This is a genomic window from Streptomyces sp. NPDC002181 (genome assembly GCF_042890485.1).
Taxonomy (GTDB): domain Bacteria; phylum Actinomycetota; class Actinomycetes; order Streptomycetales; family Streptomycetaceae; genus Streptomyces.
In genome coordinates this window covers 143,890-161,755 of record NZ_JBIASC010000003.1, presented here as the reverse complement: position 1 = coordinate 161,755, position 17,866 = coordinate 143,890, and the positions used below count along the sequence as shown (strand labels likewise).

At 75.3% G+C, this 17,866-nt stretch carries 12 protein-coding genes; 6 read left to right on the top strand and 6 right to left on the bottom strand.

The annotated features are described in order from the left end of the window. Positions 1 to 3: 3 nt before the first annotated feature. Positions 4 to 2,019, top strand: a complete 2,016-nt coding sequence (locus ACFYXV_RS10105; RefSeq protein ID WP_389382560.1) for an ABC transporter permease — start codon at positions 4 to 6, stop codon at positions 2,017 to 2,019. Positions 2,020 to 2,034: 15 nt separating this feature from the next. Here ACFYXV_RS10105 and ACFYXV_RS10100 read toward each other — a convergent pair whose 3' ends face one another. Next, positions 2,035 to 4,761: a phosphodiester glycosidase family protein gene (locus ACFYXV_RS10100; RefSeq protein ID WP_389382559.1), complete on the bottom strand. Its 2,727-nt coding sequence runs from the start codon at positions 4,759 to 4,761 to the stop codon at positions 2,035 to 2,037. Positions 4,762 to 4,973: 212 nt separating this feature from the next. Between ACFYXV_RS10100 and ACFYXV_RS10095 the strand changes: the two genes are divergently transcribed. Next, the gene (locus tag ACFYXV_RS10095) at positions 4,974 to 5,825 is read left to right on the top strand and encodes a DUF4328 domain-containing protein (RefSeq protein ID WP_389382558.1); all 852 of its coding nucleotides are present in this window, start codon (positions 4,974 to 4,976) and stop codon (positions 5,823 to 5,825) included. Positions 5,826 to 5,843: 18 nt separating this feature from the next. On the opposite strand, the gene ACFYXV_RS10090 is transcribed toward ACFYXV_RS10095, so the two are convergent. Beyond that, on the bottom strand, positions 5,844 to 7,913 hold the full coding sequence (locus tag ACFYXV_RS10090; RefSeq protein ID WP_389382557.1) for a SpoIIE family protein phosphatase: 2,070 nt from the start codon (positions 7,911 to 7,913) through the stop codon (positions 5,844 to 5,846). A gap of 53 nt (positions 7,914 to 7,966) precedes the next feature. After that, positions 7,967 to 9,025, bottom strand: a complete 1,059-nt coding sequence (locus ACFYXV_RS10085) for a DUF6777 domain-containing protein (RefSeq protein ID WP_389382556.1) — start codon at positions 9,023 to 9,025, stop codon at positions 7,967 to 7,969. Positions 9,026 to 9,389: 364 nt separating this feature from the next. Between ACFYXV_RS10085 and ACFYXV_RS10080 the strand changes: the two genes are divergently transcribed. Beyond that, entirely contained in the window at positions 9,390 to 10,694 is a 1,305-nt protein-coding gene (locus tag ACFYXV_RS10080) for a streptophobe family protein (protein ID WP_389382833.1), read from the top strand. A 7-nt stretch (positions 10,695 to 10,701) separates the two neighbouring features. Here the strand turns inward: ACFYXV_RS10080 and ACFYXV_RS10075 are convergent, their stop codons facing one another. The 3 genes from ACFYXV_RS10075 to ACFYXV_RS10065 are packed head-to-tail and all read right to left on the bottom strand — an operon-like array spanning position 10,702 to position 14,753. Beyond that, complete coding sequence (locus ACFYXV_RS10075) at positions 10,702 to 11,652, bottom strand: serine/threonine-protein kinase (RefSeq protein ID WP_385471006.1); 951 nt, start codon at positions 11,650 to 11,652, stop codon at positions 10,702 to 10,704. Continuing rightward, on the bottom strand, positions 11,649 to 12,308 hold the full coding sequence (locus ACFYXV_RS10070; protein ID WP_389382555.1) for a hypothetical protein: 660 nt from the start codon (positions 12,306 to 12,308) through the stop codon (positions 11,649 to 11,651). The genes ACFYXV_RS10075 and ACFYXV_RS10070 overlap by 4 nt, the downstream gene beginning before the upstream one ends. Positions 12,309 to 12,314: 6 nt before the next feature. After that, complete coding sequence (locus ACFYXV_RS10065) at positions 12,315 to 14,753, bottom strand: FHA domain-containing protein (protein WP_389382554.1); 2,439 nt, start codon at positions 14,751 to 14,753, stop codon at positions 12,315 to 12,317. 161 nt (positions 14,754 to 14,914) lie between these two features. On the opposite strand from ACFYXV_RS10065, the gene ACFYXV_RS10060 reads away from it, so the two are divergent. Genes ACFYXV_RS10060 through ACFYXV_RS10050 form a run of 3 tightly spaced genes read left to right on the top strand, consistent with a single transcriptional unit; the run spans position 14,915 to position 17,776 of the window. Continuing rightward, positions 14,915 to 15,952: a cation diffusion facilitator family transporter gene (locus ACFYXV_RS10060; protein WP_389382553.1), complete on the top strand. Its 1,038-nt coding sequence runs from the start codon at positions 14,915 to 14,917 to the stop codon at positions 15,950 to 15,952. Positions 15,953 to 15,982: 30 nt separating this feature from the next. Next, complete coding sequence (locus tag ACFYXV_RS10055; RefSeq protein ID WP_389382552.1) at positions 15,983 to 16,471, top strand: NUDIX domain-containing protein; 489 nt, start codon at positions 15,983 to 15,985, stop codon at positions 16,469 to 16,471. A 48-nt stretch (positions 16,472 to 16,519) separates the two neighbouring features. Beyond that, entirely contained in the window at positions 16,520 to 17,776 is a 1,257-nt protein-coding gene (locus tag ACFYXV_RS10050; RefSeq protein ID WP_385471016.1) for a Tm-1-like ATP-binding domain-containing protein, read from the top strand. The last annotated feature ends 90 nt before the right edge of the window (positions 17,777 to 17,866 follow it).

Sequence of the window (17,866 nt, the reverse complement as noted above, 5' to 3'; positions counted from 1 at the left end):
CACATGAGCAGACACCGCACCCGCACCCGGCCCCCCTTGACCCTGGCGCTGCCCGCGCTGCTCGCCGTCGCGTTCCTGCTGCTGCCCCTCGTCGGCATCCTCAGCCGCACCGAGTGGGGCGAGCTCGGAACCCACCTCACGAGCCCGGGTGTGGTCGAGGCGCTGCGCCTCTCGCTCTTCGTGTCCCTGTGGGCGCTCGGCCTCTCGCTGCTCCTCGGAGTTCCGCTGGCCTGGCTGCTGGCCCGGGTCCCGTTCAAGGGAAAGGCGTTCGTCCGCTCGCTGGTGCTGCTGCCGATGGTGCTGCCGCCGACCGTCGGCGGTGTGGCGCTGCTGCTGGGCTTCGGCCGGCGCGGACTGCTCGGGCCCTGGCTGGAGGGCACGTTCGGGATCACGCTGCCGTTCCACACGTCGGGGGCCGTCGTCGCGGCCACCTTCGTCGCCATGCCCTTCCTCGTCATCAGCCTGGAGGGGGCGCTCGGTGGCCTCAAGCAGAGCTACGAGGAGACCGCGGCCTCCCTCGGTGCCTCGCCGGTGCGGGTGTTCTTCACCGTGACCCTGCCGATGGTGGCGCCCGGACTGATCGCGGGCGCCGCGCTCACCTGGGCCCGTGCGCTCGGCGAGTTCGGCGCGACCATCACCTTCGCGGGCAATCTGCCCGGCACCACGCAGACCCTGCCGCTCCAGGTGTACCTGCTGCTCCAGGACGAACCGGAAGCCGCCACCTCCGTCTCGCTGCTGCTGCTCGTGATCGCCATGGCCGTGCTGATCGCCCTGCGCGGCCGCTGGACCGGCACCCCGGTCGCCGCGCGACCCGCCGAGGCGCAGGCCCCGGCGGACGAGGCGGCGGCTGCGGCGCCGGAGACCGAACGGACACCGGCCGGAGCGCTGCCCACTGCCGGTGCCGGTGGCGGTGCCGGTGCCGGTGCCGGTGCCGGTGCCGGCAGCATTCCGGCGGGTGTTCCGGCCGACCCGCATGACAGCGGCCACTGGCCGCTCCACGCCGAGGTCACCGGCTTCAACGAGCTCACGCTGGACGCCGATCCCGGCACCACGATCGCCGTCGTCGGCGAGAACGGCGCCGGGAAGACCACCCTGCTGCGCGCCCTGCTCGGGCTCACGCCGCGCGCCCACGCCGAGCTCCGGCTCGGCGACACCGACGTCACCGCGCTGCCCCCGCACAAGCGCCAGGTGGCCTGGGTCCCGCAGGACGGCGCCCTGTTCCCCCACCTGAGCGCGCTGGCCAACACCGCGTACGGACTGCGCGCCCGCCGGGTGCCGCGCGCCGAGGCCCGCCGCGAGGCGCAGCTGTGGCTGGACCGGCTCGGTGTCGGCCACCTCGCCGCCCGCAAGCCCGCGCAGCTGTCCGGCGGCCAGGCCCAGCGGGTCGCCCTGGCCCGCGCGCTGGCCGCCCGGCCCCGCCTGCTGCTGCTCGACGAACCGCTCGCCGCCCTCGACCAGACCACCCGGGCCCGCGTCCGGCACACCCTGCGCACCCACCTGGCCGGCTTCGGCGGGGTCTGCCTGATCGTCACGCACGACCCGGTCGAGGCGGTCTCGCTGGCCGACCGGGTCCTCGTACTGGCCGACGGGCGCACCCTTCAGGACGCCCCGCCGGCCGAGGTCACCCGCCACCCCCGCTCCCCCTGGGTGGCCCGGATGCTCGGCCGCAACGCCTGGCCCGGCACCGCTTCGGCCGACGGCCTCGTGCTCTCCACCGGGGGGCGGCTGGTGGTGGCGGAGGCGCTGCCCGAGGGGTCCCGGGCGCTGGCGATCATCGGTCCGGAGGCGGTGTCCGTGCACCGGGACCGCCCGGCCGGCAGTCCGCGCAACGTCTGGCAGGGCTCCGTACGGGAGATCACCGCCGTCGGCAGCCGACTGCGCGTGCTCGTCGGCTCGGCGGAAGCCCCCGACCTGGTCGCGGAGATCACCCCGGAGGCGGCGGCCGAACTGGGCCTGGTCGACGGCACGGAGGTATGGACCAGCGTGAAGGCCACCGAGGTCACGCTGGTCGAGCTCTAGGGGCTGTCTTTCGGATCAGGGCGTGTGCCGGACGGCGAGCCAGTCACCGCGGGCGAAGGCGTCCACTCCCACCAGGGTGCGGCCGGCGCCCGGGGCCGCGACGGACAGGACGCCCTCGGAGCGGGTGGCCTCGAACTCCGGGGCCGCGAGGGTGAGGACGGCGGCGCGTTTGCCGGTGGTGCGGTGGAACTCGGCGAGCAGGCGGTCCGTCAGGGCCGACTCCTTGCCGTCCACGGTGCCCGGCGCATACGCCCGTACGACGGCCAGCGCGCCCGTCGCCGGCTCCCGGGCGGCCGCCGCCAGAGCCTCGCGCAGGGCCCGCATCCGGGTCAGGCCGCCTCCCTCCAAGGTGGGCTCGGCGGTGTCGAGCGGCAGGAACCGTACGCCGCGGTGCACGAACCCGGGCCGGTCGGCGCCGGTCAGCACGAAGTCGGCACCGGGGTCGCCCTCCCCGACGGCGAACCGCCAGGGCCGCGCCCGGACCCCGGCCTCGCCGGCCACGATCGGATCCCGGACCACGGGCACGGCGGCGGGTCCGGTGGGCGGGGTCAGGGCGCCGAGCGTGTCGAGCGCGAGCCGTCCGGGGCCGGTACCCCCGACCGCCGAGAGCCGGGTCACGGTCAGCGGCGGCCGCGCGGTGGGCGGCAGCGCCAGGGTGACCTCCCGCCAGCCGGTCCAGTCCGCGGCGGGCCCGGGCACCTCGACGGCGGCCCCGTCGGCGTCGGCCAGTTCGATGGCGGGCCGGGCCCCGGAGCCGTCGCCGCCCACCCAGAGCGTGAGCGAACGGGCCAGCTCCGGCACGGGCAGTGGCCGCGGCGGGACGGCGCCGCTCCGGGCCCCGGCCGCGGGCAGCTCCAGAGCGAGACCCGCCCCCGGATGCCCCTCGGCGGCGGAGGCACCCGGTCCGGTCCAGTTCCCGGCGTCGGCCAGGTCGGTGACGGGCAGCGTCACCAGCCCGACGCCGAGGGGGATCTCCACGCGGGCGGCCCCGGCCGTGACACGGAGCCGGCCCGTGGCCCGGGGGACGAGGGCGGTGACGGTGAAGCCGCCCCGCCCGTCGTCGGCGACTCCCCACCGCGACCGGTCGAACTCCAGGGAAACGTCCCGGGGTTCCACGATCGCGGCCGCGCCCTGCGCGTCGTACCCGGTCAGCCGGAAGCCCGCCGTCTCCCCCTGCTGCGCGAGCCCGATCCGGGGCCGGGTGGGCCGGATGCGGGTCAGCGGGCCGAGCACCGTGACCGGGAGCGCACCGTGCGCCGTCGCGCGCCGGGCGTGCGCCGTCGCACGGCCGGGGCGCACGGCGTGGAACACCCCGCCCGAATCGACCGTGCCCGCCCCCTCCCCGAACCACACCGGAGCGCCCGGGGCCGGGCCCAGCAACGCGTCGTACCCGGTGGCCTTCAGGGTCCGGGTGAGCCCGGGGAAGACCCGGGTGGGTTCCCCGGGGCTGGCGCCGACGGATTCGATGCGGTACCCGGCGGTCCGCCCGGAACCCGCCGGGGCCGTGAGGACCAGCCCGTTCGCCACGGGCCGGAGCCTTCCGTCCGAAGGGGAGTTCTCCAGCGCCAGGGCCGTCGCCCCGCTCGCCCCCGCGAGCAGGGTCGTGGAGCCGCCGCCGTCGAGGTTCAGGGCCTCGTACGAGCCCAGCCGGTGCATCAGCGCCCCCAGCGCGGTCAGGGTGAGGCCGCCGCTGTCGCGCTGGCGGCCGTCCACGGCGAGGATCCGCATCCGCCGTCCGTCCCGCGAGAACCCGACGGCCGTGCGGGGGGCGGCGGTGTCGTTCGGTTCGCCGTCGTGGTCCTGCGGGACACCGGCCACGACGAGGGCCTCGCGCCCGCCGACGGCCGCCACCGGTACCGGTCCGCCGCCCGGGAGGGCCCGGGCCGCGACGGCCACGGCGTCCCCGGGCCGCAGGGCGGCGAGTTCGGCGGCGGCGGCCCTGTCCCCAGCGGCCGCCGCCAGCAGGGTCGTACCGGGTTCCGGACGCTCCCGGCGCACCGGCGCGCCCGTCCGGGGGGCGGCCGCGGAGGCGGCGGGGACGGCCGCGGTGACCCGGCCGTCCCGGACCGCCACGGCAGTGCCCAGCGCGGGCAGCCGCGTCCCCGGCCAGTCGGCGGTGTACGCGGAGAGGCCCTCGGCGGCCGGCCGGGCCGCGTTGTGGCCGGTCAGCGGGCGCACCGCCCCGCCGGGGAGGGTGACGCTCCCGTCGAGCCCGATCCGCAGGACCCGGCCGGCGCCGTCCGCGCCGAATCCGACGGCCGGGGCCGCGCCCGGCCCGGGGCCGGCGGAGTGCAGCAGCCGGCCGCCGCCCAGTCCCGGGCCGAGCGGTGCGCCCGTACCCCGGATGTCGAAGAAGTCGCCGTTGACGGCGGCGACCACGCGCCGCCCCGGCCCAGCGGTGTGGCGGGCGGCGGACTCGGCGACGGTGGCCGGGCCGCGGAGGCCCAGGTACTCGGCGCGCACCCCGCCGCTCCCCCCGAGATCGACGAGGAGCTCGTCGATCCGCAGCCAGCGGTCGGCCTCCAGCCGGTCGTACGACTCCAGCCTGACCCCGGGGGCGATCTGCCGGCCGGTCCGGGCGGTTTCGATCCCGTCGGACCCCACGGCGGCGGCCCGCGCGGAAGCGGAAGCAGAAGCGGGGGCAGGGGCTGGGGCAGGGGCAGGGGCTGGAGCGGGCTCGGGGGCCGGGACGGCGAGGACGGCGGCGAGCAGGACGGGCAGCAGCGGACGCGGGCTCAGCACCCGGGCAGGATCGGCCACTCGGCCCGCCCCGGACGGGCACGACCGTCCGTGCCCCGGGGATTCAGCCATTCGCCCGTCGTTCTGGCTCCGGACGGGGATCCGGATAAGGATTTGGCCGGCGCATGCCGGGCTGGCAAGGTTCGAGCGTGCTCGCCGCAGGTCAGCGGGCACGCGCAGCTCAGTCGCATGTTCCCGTGGGGGGTACACACCGCATGTCCTTCAACGAGCCGCAGGGCCCGCCGACTCCGCCTCCGGCTCCGGCGTACCCGGCTCAGCCCCAGCCCGGCCAGCACCAGCCCGGCCAGCCCTACCCGGGCCCGCCGTACGCCGGCGGGCCCCGGCCCGGCCAGCCCGCCGGCCCGTACCCCGGCATGCCGTACGCCGCGCCCTGGCCCCCCGCCGACGTGCTGCGCTCCCCTCGCGGCCCGGCCCTCGCCGTCTGCGTCCTGCTCGGGGTCGCGGCCGCGGTCAACCTGTTCTCGGCGGCCGTCAGCGGGTACGCCTACTCGCTCATGAACCGCGTGATCGCCGGTCCGGCGGACGTCGGCGGCGACGCCCTCGACCGGTCGGACGTCCTGACCGGGATCGCCGGTGCGCTCCAGGTCGTGATCCTGCTGGCGACGGCGGTCGTCTTCATCGTCTGGTTCCACCGCGTCCGGGTGAACGGCGGGATCATGCGTCCCGAGGTCTTCACCCAGACCCGCGGCTGGGCCATCGGGGGCTGGTTCGTCCCGATCGGCAACCTGTTCCTGCCGTACCGGACGGCCAAGGAGATCTGGACCGCGAGCACCCGGTTCGCACCGGACGGCTCGCTCCACGGGGTCTCCGCCGCGCCCGTCAACGCCTGGTGGGCCGTGTGGGTCCTCTCGGCGGTGTCCGACCGCCTCTTCAGCACCCTGTACGGGCGGGCCGAGACCCCCGAGGCGCTGCGCGACGCGTCCGCCGTGGGGGTGGTCTCCGACCTGCTCACGGTCGCCGCGGCGGTCCTCGCCGTCGTCTTCGTCCGCAAGCTGACGGCCATGCAGACCCTGAAGGCGGAGCAGGGCCCGTACGCGGCCGTGTGAGCCCGGGCGCCGCGCCGCTCAGGGCGCCGCCTCGTGCCCCGGTACGGCGAACTCGCACCACACGCTCTTCCCGCCGCCCCGGGGCTCCACGCCCCAGTCCTCGGCCAGCCGGTCCACGAGCAGCAGCCCGCGTCCCGACACCGCCCAGTCGCCCGCCTCGCGCCGGCGCGGCAGGGCGCTGCTGGTGTCCTCGACCTCGATCCGGATCCGGCCCTCCGTGGTCAGCCGCACGTTGAGGTGGCCGCCGCCGTCCGTGTGCACGAGGGCGTTGGTCATCAGCTCGTCCGCCGCCAGTTCGATCTCGTCGGCCCGGTCCCGGGCGCCCCACGCGGCCACCGCCGCGCGGATCAGGTGGCGGGCCATCGCCGGGCCTTCGGGATCGCCCGGGGTGAGCGGCAGGCGCAGCGGGCCGCCGCCGCGCGGAACGGGGGTCCCGCGGCGGCGCAGCAGGAGCAGGGCCATGTCGTCGCCGGCGCCCGCGTCGCCGACGAGGTCGCACAGGACGTCGGCGAGCTCCTCGACGTCCACCGGCCCGCCGCGGACCGCCTCCATGAGCTCCTGCATCCCGTCCCCGGGGGCGCCGTCCGGCCGTTCCAGCAGGCCGTCCGTGCACAGCACCAGGGTGTCCCCGGGGTGCAGTTCGAGGCTGGTGACGGGGTAGCCGGTGCCGGCCCCCGACCCGTCGCGCGGCGGCAGCCCGAGCGGGAGTCCGCCGGCCACGGGGATGCGGTGGCAGCTGCCGTCGCCGCGCCGCACCACCGGGTCGAGGTGACCGGCGCGGACCAGCTGGAGCAGGCCGGTGTTCAGGTCCACCTCGGCGTACGTACAGGTGGCGAACCGCTCCGTCTCCAGCTCCCGCAGGAAGGTCGAGGCCCGCGCCATGGCCGTGCCGGGGGTGTGCCCCTCGGACACGTACGCCCGCAGGACGATCCGCAGCTGGCCCATGACGGCCGCGGCGTCCGTGTCGTGGCCCTCCACATCGCCGATCATGACCCCGACGCGTCCTTCGCCGAGCTGGACCACGTCGTACCAGTCACCGCCGATGTCCCGCCCCGCCCGGGCGGCCCGGTACCGTACGGCGATCCGCGCGCCCGGCACCTCCGGGATCCGGCGCGGCAGCATCGCCCGCTGCAGGCCTTCCGCCAGATCGTGCTCCTGCTCGAAGAGGATGGCCCGCTGGAGGCTCTGCGCGATGCCGCTGCCGAGCGCGACGAGCAGGTTCCGCTCCTCGGCGGTGAAGTCCCCGTCCCGCTGGTACAGCAGCCCGAGCGCGGCGATGGCCCGGCCCTGGGCGATCAGCGGCAGGTAGACGCCGCTGCGCACGGACAGCGGCTCGATGTACGGCCACAGCTGCGGATAGCGCCCCTGGAACTCCTCGCGCGAGGCGATGAACACCGGCTGGAGGTTGCGTACGGCCTCGCTCATCGGGAACCGCGCGTCGATGCGGGTGTACTCGATCTCCGAGACGTAACTGCCCAGCTGGCCCTCCGCGACGAGGTGGATCCGGCCGCCGTCGACGATGCCGAGCATCACGCTGACCGCGCCGAGGTGCCCGAGGGCCTCGGGGTCCTTGAGGACGTCGGTCACGTCGTTGACGGTGCGGGCGTGGGCCAGGATCGCGCTGGTCCGCTCGACGACCCCGGTCATCCGGCGGCGCCCCTCGTCCTGCTGCCCGCCGGCGCCGGGCTCGCCCGGGTCGTGGGCGGCGTCGCGCAGGATGCCGATGATCCGGTACGGGCGTCCGTTCCCCTCGCGCAGGATGTGGCCCTGGATGTGGGTCCAGACGGGTGTCCCGTCGCTCAGGCGGGTCCGTACGTACGCCCCGTAGTGACTGCGGCCGTCCTTGAGCGCCTGGGCCACCCGGGCGTCGAGCCTGGCCCCCTCGCCCGGCGGGACCCGCGCCCGCAGCCCTTCGGGGGTTCCGGTGAACTCCTCCGGGCGCAGGTCGAGGACCTCGAGGGCGGTGGGATCCAGATGCATCTGCCCACTGTCGAGGTCCCAGTCGAAGGTGCCCATACGGTTGAGCGCGAGGCTCATGTCCGGCTGCGCGGGCCAGTCGACCTCGGGGCTCGCTCGCCTTTCGGCCATGCAGCCAGGGTCTCACCGTTCCCGTACGCGTGCCCGCACAAGCAGGCCGTCGGCTATTCGGCGGCGCCTCGGGCGGACGGCGTGCCGGTGTCCGGCGGGCTCCCGGGCGGGGGCTCGGAGACGGGCTCGGAGGCGGGCTTCGACGCCTCCTTCGACGCGGGCTCGGACGCCGGCTTCGACGCCGGCTCCGATGGCGGCTTCGATGGCGGCTTCGACGCCGGCTCCGACGGCGGACCGGACGGGGGCGGGGTCGTCGGCGGGGGCGGGGACACGGGCGCCTTCCCGGCCGGGGAGTGCGAGGGGACCGGCGGCGACGCGGACGCAGCGGAGGTCGCGGGGGCGGGGTGCGAGGGAGTGGCCGGCGCGGTCGGGGGCACCGGCGGCGGCACGGGCTTGTCGTGCTCGCCCTGGTGGTCGCCCCGGTTCCTCTCGAACCAGCTGCGGTCGCGGTGGTCGTAGATCACGAACTTGTGGACGACCTTCTCCGACGGCGCGATGACCACCACCTCCGACGGCTGGTACGAGCTCCACGGCTGCCCGTGCCGCTTCGGATCGGCCGGCAGCGCCACCGGCGGTCCGAGCGGGTTTCCGCACGCGCACCGCACCCGCGGCACCCCCCGGTCGTCGATCAGCACCGCGGTGCCGGCCTGGAGCACCGCCTGGTAGGCGGTGGCCTTGCCGTCGCGATAGCCGTGGTTGGTGACCCGGGTGTCCGTGCGCAGCTGCACCGGGGTGAGCGAGCGCAGGTATCCGGGGACGGACTGCGGCCGGATGCCGAGTGCCGAGGCGAAGGCCTCGTTCTTGGCGGGCTCGGCGGACAGCACCCGGACCTGCTTCTCCACGTCGCAGCTCGTCACGGACTGCGTGCCGCCGTACAGGCCGGGCGCCGCGCCGCTGATGCTGCGGGTGGCGGTGGCTGCGGTGGTGGGCGTGGCGCCAGGCGGTGACGGAGCCGGGCTCTGCGGCGGCTCCACCGCCTCGCGCGCGGCGGTGGACTCGGTGAAGGGGTCGGGACCGGTGGCGGAGGCGGGCTGGAGGAAGACCTCGCCGCGGGCGGAAGGGGAGCCGCTGGGCCGGGTGAGGACCACGACCAGGGCCACGAGGGCGGCCACCGCGACGAGAGCGGTGGCCAGCCGCGGTACGGAGCGCCACCAGGGCCCCTCGGGGGGTGGTCCCGGCGGGGTTCCCCCGGACGGTGGAGCGGGAGGAGTCGGCGGCGGGCCCTGCCGGCCGCCCGAGAGGGGGCCGGACGGCGGACCGGTGGGGCGCGGGCCGGACGGCCGAGCGGACTCGGTGGGGCGCGGGCCCGGCGGCCGAGCGGACTCTGTGGGCCGCTGCGGCTCCGGGTCGGGGCCGGAAGGTTGCGTGGTCACGGGCTCTTCTTCCAGGCGGCGGAGTTCCGGTCCCTGCGGACCATTGTGTGCGTCGTCCCGGTGGTGGCCGCAAGCCGAGCGTGCCTACGGTGGCGGCGTGAGCGTGAGCGGTCCGTCATCCCCCCGTCCGGCATCGGCGCACTCGCCGCCGGCAGGCTCCGCGCGGTCCTGGCGGGACGCCCTCGTCGCCGTCGTGGCGGGCTTCGCCGTGATGGCCGCCGTCGCGGCGGCGGGTCTGGCCTGCGCGGGCGCGACCGGTCTGCCGGGCGGCGCGTTCCCCCGGGTGATCGCCGCGGTGGTCGTGATGGCGGCCGGCGGCTCGGTCGAGGTGACGGGCGGGGCCGGATTCCTGGCCGAGGCCGACGCGAGCCTGTCCGTGCTCCCGCTCTCGGTGAGCCTGGCCGGTGCCCTCACGGCGGGCTGCCTCTTCCTGCGGCCCCTGCACAACCGGGCGGTGACCCGGCCGGGGGAACTCCTGGCCCGCGCCGGCCCGTTGGTCCTGCTGTGGCTGCTCGCCCTCACCGGCACCGCGCTCCTGGCCCGCCAGAGCTTCGGGATCGCCCCGGGCGACTCGCCGATCGCCGACCTCGGCGAACTGCTCGACGTCTCCCCCACGGCGGGCTTCCGGGCCGCCCTGCCCGCAACGCTCGGCTTCGGACTGCTGTGGATCCTGGGCCTGTTGCTCATCGCCCTGCTGGTCTCGCGCCGCGCCCCGCTCCCGGCCGGGCTGGTCCGCTTCCACACGGCGGTGCGGCCCGCCGCCTTCGCCACCGTGGCGCTGCTCCTCGCGTACGTGGTCATCGGCATCGGCGTCGGTCTGGTGGTGGCCGCCACCCAGGGGCACGCGGACCGGACCTTCGCCGTGATCCTGCTGGGCCTGCCCAACCTGGCCTGGCTCGCGCTCACCCTGGGGTTCGGCGGGGCCTGGGAGGGCAGGGTCCAGGGGCCGTTCGGGCTGCCGGTGCCCCGGCTGCTGGACGAGGTGCTGCGCGGGCCCGACCTGTCCCGGGTCGACGTGGCCTCGCTCGCGGAGCACGACTCCCGTGCCTGGTGGCTGGTGGCCGTCGCCGCCGTCCTGCTGCTCGCCACGGGATTCCTGGCCGCCGTACGCTCCCCGGCCGGCGTCCGCGCCTGGCAGCACGCGCTGCACCTGGGCGTGGCCCTCGCCCTCGCCACTCTGGCGGTGTGCCTGCTGGCCGGGGTCCAGGCCCGGTTCGGCCTGTCGCTGCTGGGCATCGGGGACGCCGGCGGGCTCGGCGGCAGCGCTCAGCTGCGCCCGGTGCTGTGGCGCAACGTGGGCCTGGCCCTGCTCTGGGGCGCCCTCGCGGGCTTCCTCGGGGCGCTCCTGGCCCGGCCCGTGCACCGGCGCGGCCTCGTCGAGGAGCCGGCCGCGACCGCCGGAGGATGACCGGCCGTCAGCCGGCGTCCTCCTCCCGGAACACCGGCCGTGCCCAGCGCGGCGGCGGGGGTACGGGGCCGGGCGGCGGGGCCGCCTCCGCGCCCGCGCGGCGCAGTGCCCCCGTGAATTCCAGGCAGCTGTTCCACCGGTCCTCAGGGGATTTGGCCAGCGCCTTCGCCAGCACCTCGTCCACCGCCGCCGGCAGACCGGGCCGCAGTGAGCTGACCGGGGGCGGCGGATCGAACTGGTGGGCCCACAGCAGTGCCATGTCGTCGTCCCGCCGGAAGGGCGGGCTCCCGGTGAGCGTTTCGTGGACGACGCAGCCCAGGCTGTAGACGTCGCAGCGGCCGTCGACCGGCTTGCCGGAGATCTGCTCGGGCGCCACGTAGTCCAGGGTGCCGACGAACTGCCCGACGCTCGTGAACCCGGTCAGCGAGAGCGACTTCTTCGTCAGCCCGAAGTCCGTGAGGTACACGTGCTCGGGGTGCTCGCTGTCCGTTCCCTCCGCGACCAGGATGTTCCCCGGTTTCACGTCCCGGTGCACCAAGTCGTGGGCGTGCGCCGCGTCCAGCGCGGAGGCCACCTGGCCGGCGATCCGGGCGGCGGTCTCCACCGGCAGCGGCCCCGTGCGGTCCAGCAGGGCGCGCAGGTCCTGTCCGGGGACGTAGCGCATCGCGATGTACAGCAGCCCCTCGGTCTCGCCCGCCTCGAAGACCGGCACGATGTGCGGGTGGTCGATGGCCGCGGCGACCTTCGATTCGTGGGCGAAGCGCTGTCGGAAGACGTCGTTGCGGGCGAGTTCGGGGGCCAGCAGCTTGAGTGCGACCGGCCGGTCCAGCCGCAGGTCGCGGGCGAGGTAGACGACCGCCATGCCGCCGCGGCCGATCTCGCTCTCCACCAGGTATCCGGCGATCCGCTTCCCGCGCAGATCGGAGGGGCGCCCGCCCGGGGACCCGGCGGCCGTCACGGCGCGCCGCCCTCGGGCGGGGTGACGATCCGCGTGGGCTCGTGTCCGGCCGGCGGCGGCGACCCGGACCGCGAGTGCCGCGGCTGCGGCGGCTGCTCCGGCCCCGGCCCCGGCCCCGGCTCCGGCTCCGGCTCCGGCGGCTGTGCCTCGGGCGGAACCCCGGGGCCCTCGTCGACGGCGTACGTCACGAGGCCGGTGCCGTCCCCGTACAGCCAGCGCCCGGAGTCCTGCTCGTACAGCCAGACGGACTCCCCGTCGATGACGATGCCGGCCCGCAGCCCCCGGAGGGCCTGCCGGAAGTCTTCCGCGCCGCTGCGCCCCGAGGCCAGGTCCCCGGCGGCCCGCCGGTAGCGCTCCAGGGCCTCGGCGGCGCGCGCGAGCAGCGCGGGCGGGTCCTCGGCCCGCGCCGTCGGCCGCCCGCCGGCCGGCGGGGGCTCGGGTACGGGGACCAGCAGCCGCCCGTCCACCCAGGCTGACCAGCCGTTGGCGCACAGGATCTCCCCCCACTCCCCGCGCCGGTCCAGCAGCCGTACGGGCAGGAAGGGGTCCAGGGCGGCGGTGGGCCGGGAGGCGTCGGGCTCCTCCCATGCGGGCAACCCCTCCCGGGGGACCACGTGGGTGGGGTGGAAGCCGGCCGGCCCGGCCGTGGTGGTCATCGGCGGCTACTTCCGCATGATCGCGGGCTCGTGGCGGCGCAGCAGCCGCAGGACCAGCACCCCGAACAGGACGGACAGGGCGACCAGCATCCCCATGTCCAGCAGCCACACCCCGGCGCTGTGCGCGAAGAGCGGGTCGTCGGTGAGCTTGCCGGGCACGATCGCGCCGAGGTCGATGGTGCCCGCCATCGCGCCGAGCGCCCAGCGGGAGGGCACCAGCCAGGCCAGCTGTCCGATCACCGGTACGCCGTCGAGCTGGAGCAGGGCCCCGCAGAACACCACCTGCACGATGGCGAGGAGGACCAGCAGCGGCATGGTGACCTCCTCCTTGCGGACCAGGGCGGAGACCAGCAGGCCCAGCATCATCGCGGTGAAGGACAGCAGGGCGACGGCCAGGGTGATTTCGACGAGGGGTGGCATGAAGACGCCCTTGCCGCCCGGTGCGTTCGTGTCGACCCCGTAGAGGCCGACGAGCGTCAGCACCACGGCCTGGGCGACGGTGACGGCGCCGAGCACCAGCACCTTGGACATCAGGTAGGCGGATCTGGACAGGCCGACGGCCCGTTCCCGCTGGTAGATGACGCGCTCCTTGACCAGCTCGCGTACGGCGTTGGCAGCGCCGGTCAGCACGCCGCCCACGCACAGGATGAGCAGGGCGTTGATCGCGGTCTCCGCGGTGAGGGCGCTGCCGGCGAGGGCCCGGGCCATGGCGCCCATGACGAACGGCAGCGCGATCATGATCGCGAGGAACGTGCGGTCGGCGCCGAGCGCGGCGGCGTAGCGGCGCATCAGCGTGGAGAGCTGGGAGCCCCAGCTCTGGGCCTTGGGGGGCGGGGCCGCGAAGTCCGCCGTCCCGGAGCGGTCCTCCTCCTGCCGGGGCTGCCGCGCGGCGTTCCGTACGTAGGTGCGGTGCTGCGGGGAGGCGAGGTACTCCCCCGCCCAGTCCCGGTCCCGCTCGTTCTCGAAGGCTTCGAAGGCCTCGGGCCACTGGTCGAAGCCGAAGAAGGCGAGCGTCTCCCCGGGCGGGCCGAAGTACGCGATGCGCCCGCCCGGGGCGAGGACCAGCAGCCGGTCGCAGACGTCGAGGCTGAGCACGCTGTGGGTGACGACGATGACGGTACGGCCGTCGTCGGCGAGGCCGCGCAGCATGTGCATGACCGAGCGGTCCATGCCGGGGTCGAGCCCGGAGGTGGGTTCGTCGAGGAAGAGGAGCGACGGCTTCGTGAGCAGCTCCAGGGCGACGGAGACGCGTTTGCGCTGGCCGCCGGAGAGGCTGTGAATGGGCTGGTCGGCGCGCTGTCCGAGGCCGAGTTCGCCGATCACCTCGTCGACGCGGGCCTGGCGTTCGCCCGCGGCGGTGTCCTGCGGGAAGCGCAGTTCTGCGGCGTAGGTGAGGGCGCGGCGGACGGTCAGCTGGGCGTGGAGGATGTCGTCCTGGGGGACGAGGCCGATGCGGCTGCGCAGCTCGGCGTAGTCGCGGTAGAGGTCGCGGCCGTCGTAGAGGACGGTGCCGTGGTCGGCGGGACGCAGTCCGGTGAGGGCGCCGAGGAGGGTGGACTTGCCGGCTCCGCTGGGGCCGACGACGGCGAGCAGGCATTTGGCGCCGACGGGGAAGGAGACGTGGTCGAGGAGGGTCTTGCGGCCGTGGTCGACGGCCACGGCGAGCTCCTGGACGTCGAGGGAGACCTCGCCGGTGTCCACGTACTCCTGGAGCTGGTCGCCGACGAGGCAGAGGGCGGTGTGGCCGATGCCGATGACGTCGCCCTCGGTGACGGGGGCCCGGTCGGTGCGGATGCCGTTGAGGAAGGTGCCGTTGTGGCTGCCGAGGTCGGCGATCTCGTACGTGCCGTCGGCGCGGGCGCGCAGTTCGGCGTGGTGGCGGGAGACGACGAGGTCGTCGATGACGAGGTCGTTGGCGGGGGCGCGGCCGATGCTCACGGCGGTCCGGGCGGGCAGGGGGCGCACGGAGGTGGGCCGGCGGAAGGTGCCCGTGAGGGACGGGTGGGATACGGCGGACGGACGGGCTCCGGCAGGCTCGTGCCCGGAGGCGGCCGGAGCCGATGGCGCCGGGGCGGCCGGAGCCGGGGCGGCCGGAGCCGGGGCGGCCGGAGCCGGGGCGGCCGGGGCCGGGCCGAGCAGCAGGGCGCGCGGGCCGTCGGCGGCGCTGCCGAAGCGCAGCTCGCTGCCCGCGCCGACGTTCCACTCGTGGATGCGGTGTCCGTCGGCCCAGGTGCCGTTGGTGCTGTCCTCGTCCTCCACGGTCCAGTGGTCGCCGTCGGGGCGCAGGATCGCGTGGTGCCAGGAGACGCGGGCGTCGTCGAGGCAGACCTCGCAGAGGGGGTCGCGGCCGACGTGGTACGTCCGGCCCGGGACCATCGCGGTGGTACCGGCATCGGTTTCCAGGACGAGCTCGGGCGCGGTCGCCGCACCGGGGCGCTGGGCCATGCGCAAATTTTCCCACGATCCGTCCGCCTCGGCAGGTATCCGCATCACCGCAGGTCAGCGGCCTCTTATGGGTAATGACAACGGTCCCCGTTGCAGCCTTTGCCCATTGCGTCCCGGTGCGCTTCACTTCACGCGTCGGAACCGAACACACGGGGGACGCCATGAGTGGGCACGACCACGCGCACGACGACCACGGCCATGCCGCGGGCCACGATCACGGCGGGCACGGCGGGCACGGCGGGCACAGCCACGGGGTCTCCGCCGACGCCGACCGACGCTGGCTGGCCATCGCGCTCGGCCTCATCGGCGCGTTCATGGCCGTCGAGGTCGTCATCGGCATCGTGGCCCAGTCGCTGGCGCTGATCTCCGACGCCGCCCACATGCTGACCGACGCCGTCTCGATCGTGCTCGCACTGATCGCGATGCGGCTCGCGGCCCGACCGGCGCGCGGCGGGTTCACGTACGGGCTCAAGCGGGCGGAGATACTCTCCGCCCAGGCCAACGGGCTCACCCTGCTCCTGCTCGCGGTCTGGCTGGCCTACGAGGCGGTCCGGCGGCTGCTGGACCCGCCTCCCGTGGCGGGCGGGCTGGTCCTCGTGACGGCGCTCGCGGGCATCGTCGTGAACGTGGCCGCCGCCTGGTGCATCTCCCGGGCGAACCGCTCCTCGCTCGCCGTCGAGGGCGCCTACCAGCACATCCTGAACGACCTGTTCGCCTTCATCGGCACCGCCGTCGCCGGTCTGATCGTGCTCACCACGGGCTTCGTCCAGGCCGACGCGATCGCCACGCTGGTGGTCGTGGTGCTGATGGTCAAGGCGGGCTACGGGCTGGTCCGCGAGTCCGGCCGGATCTTCCTGGAGGCCGCCCCGGCGCACATGGACCCGGACGCGGTCGGTGACCGGCTCGCCGGGCATCCGCCGGTCACCGAGGTGCACGACCTGCACATCTGGACCATCACCTCCGGGCAGGCGGCGCTCTCCGCGCACGTCCTGGTCGAGCCGGCCGGCGACTGCCATGCCGTGCGCCGCGATCTGGAGCGGCTGCTGGAGAAGGAGTACGGGATCACGCACACCACCCTCCAGGTGGACCACGTACAGGAAGCCCTGCTCACGGTCGGGCGTCCCGGACAGGACCCGGCCGACCCGCACTGCGCGGACGCGCACGGTCCGGTGCACCGGCAGGGTCCGCACGATCACTGAGCGGACCGCGCGCGGGGCATGCATGGAGGCATGACGCAGAAACGCAGCGCCGGACTGCTCCTGTTCCGCCCCGCCGCAGGGGCCGCCGACTCGCCCGAGGAGGGCATCGAGGTCCTCCTCGGCCATATGGGCGGCCCCTTCTGGGAGCACAAGGACGACGGGTCCTGGGCCATCCCCAAGGGCGAGTACGAGGAGGAGGAGACCCCGATCGCCGCGGCCCGCCGGGAGTTCACCGAGGAAATCGGCCTGCCGCCGCCGGAGGGCCCGTACCTCCCGCTGGGCGAGCTGCGGATCCCGAACGGCAAGCTCGTGACGATCTGGGCGGTACGGGCGGACCTGGATCCGGCGCTCATGGTGCCCGGGACCTTCACGATGGAATGGCCCCCGCACTCGGGCCGGACGCAGGAGTTCCCCGAACTGGACCGGGTGGCCTGGTTCACTCCCCCCGTGGCCAAAAACAAGCTGATCCCCTCTCAAATCCCTTTTCTGGAGAGGCTGTTGGGGCTGCCGAGGGGTTGACCCGACCTTGACTTGCCAACAAACCCCACCTGCGTGGACATTGCACATATGACGAACGTCGTGCTGGTGGGAACCCTGGACACCAAGGGTGTCGAGTACGGCTGGCTGCGCGAGAGGCTGCTGCGCACCGGCGTCGAAGTGATCATGGTCGACACAGGAATCATGGGCGATCCCCGCGTGCCCTCGGACGTACCGCGCGAAGCGGTCGCCCGGGCCGCGGGGACGGAGCTGTCGGAACTGCGCGCGGCCGCCGACCGGGGCGCGGCCGTGACGGCGATGGCCAAGGGCGCGGAGGCGACGCTGTTACGCCTGCACGCCGAGGGCCGGCTGCACGCGGTGCTCGCCATAGGCGGCAGTGGCGGCACCTCCATCGCCACCCGGGCGATGCGCGCACTGCCCCTGGGCGTGCCGAAGCTGATGGTCTCGTCCATGGCGTCGGGGGACGTGGCCCCGTACGTCGGATCCTCGGACATCACGATGATGTACAGCGTCGTGGACATCGCGGGGATCAACAGCATCTCCGAGCCGGTCATGGCGAACGCGGTCGAGGCGGCGGCGGGAATGGCGAAGGCGTTCCAGCGGGCCTCGCGGGAACTGCGCCGCCCGGCCCGCCTGGGCACCGGCTCCCGCCCGCTGGTCGCGGCGAGCATGGCGGGCGTCACCACCGTCGGCGTGGACGCGGCCCGCGAAAGGCTGACCGAACTGGGCTACGAGGTGCTCGTCTTCCACGTCAGCGGCGCCGGCGGCCGCACCCTGGAGACCCTGGCCGGCCAGGGCATCTTCGCCGGCGTACTGGACCTCACCCTCAGCGAGCTCGCCGACGACCTGTGCGGCGGCATCCTCACCGCCGGCCCCGACCGGCTCAGCGCCGCCGGGCGGGCCGGGATCCCGCAGGTGGTGAGCCTGGGGGCGCTGGACATGGTGAAGTTCGGCCCGCTGGAGACCCTGCCCGAGCGGGCCCGCTACCGCCGGGTCCACGTCCACAACCCGTCGATCACCGTCGTCCGTACGACCCCCGCCGAGTGCGCCGAGCTCGGCCGCCGGGTCGCCGCCAAACTCCGCGTCGCCACCGGCCCAACGGCCGTCTGCGTCCCGCTCCGCGGACTGTCCACGCTCGGCGCCCCGGGCGGCACCTACCACGACCCGGACGCGGACCGGGCCCTGTTCTCGGCACTGCGCGAGGGGCTGCGGGGCAGTTCCGCCCGGCTCTACGACTACGACACCCACATCAACGACCCGGACTTCGGGAAGGCGGCGGCCGACCGGCTGCACACCATGATCGGCGTTGCGGCGGCCGCGGCGTGACCCCCTGAGAACCCGTGTACAGCCCCCGTAAATCCACCCCGGCCACCTTGTGAAATGCTCCGCGCGGCGGGGAACCGGCCGTGGCGGAAA

Bases quoted from the DNA above. Each gene is read 5' to 3' on its own strand.
- ACFYXV_RS10055 (WP_389382552.1), top strand. From the start codon at position 15,983: ATGACGCAGAAACGCAGCGCCGGACTGCTCCTGTTCCGCCCCGCCGCA.
- ACFYXV_RS10065 (WP_389382554.1), bottom strand. From the start codon at position 14,753: ATGGCCCAGCGCCCCGGTGCGGCGACCGCGCCCGAGCTCGTCCTGGAA.
- ACFYXV_RS10050 (WP_385471016.1), top strand. From the start codon at position 16,520: ATGACGAACGTCGTGCTGGTGGGAACCCTGGACACCAAGGGTGTCGAG.
- ACFYXV_RS10105 (WP_389382560.1), top strand. From the start codon at position 4: ATGAGCAGACACCGCACCCGCACCCGGCCCCCCTTGACCCTGGCGCTG.
- ACFYXV_RS10095 (WP_389382558.1), top strand. From the start codon at position 4,974: ATGTCCTTCAACGAGCCGCAGGGCCCGCCGACTCCGCCTCCGGCTCCG.
- ACFYXV_RS10090 (WP_389382557.1), bottom strand. From the start codon at position 7,913: ATGGCCGAAAGGCGAGCGAGCCCCGAGGTCGACTGGCCCGCGCAGCCG.
- ACFYXV_RS10070 (WP_389382555.1), bottom strand. From the start codon at position 12,308: ATGACCACCACGGCCGGGCCGGCCGGCTTCCACCCCACCCACGTGGTC.
- ACFYXV_RS10060 (WP_389382553.1), top strand. From the start codon at position 14,915: ATGAGTGGGCACGACCACGCGCACGACGACCACGGCCATGCCGCGGGC.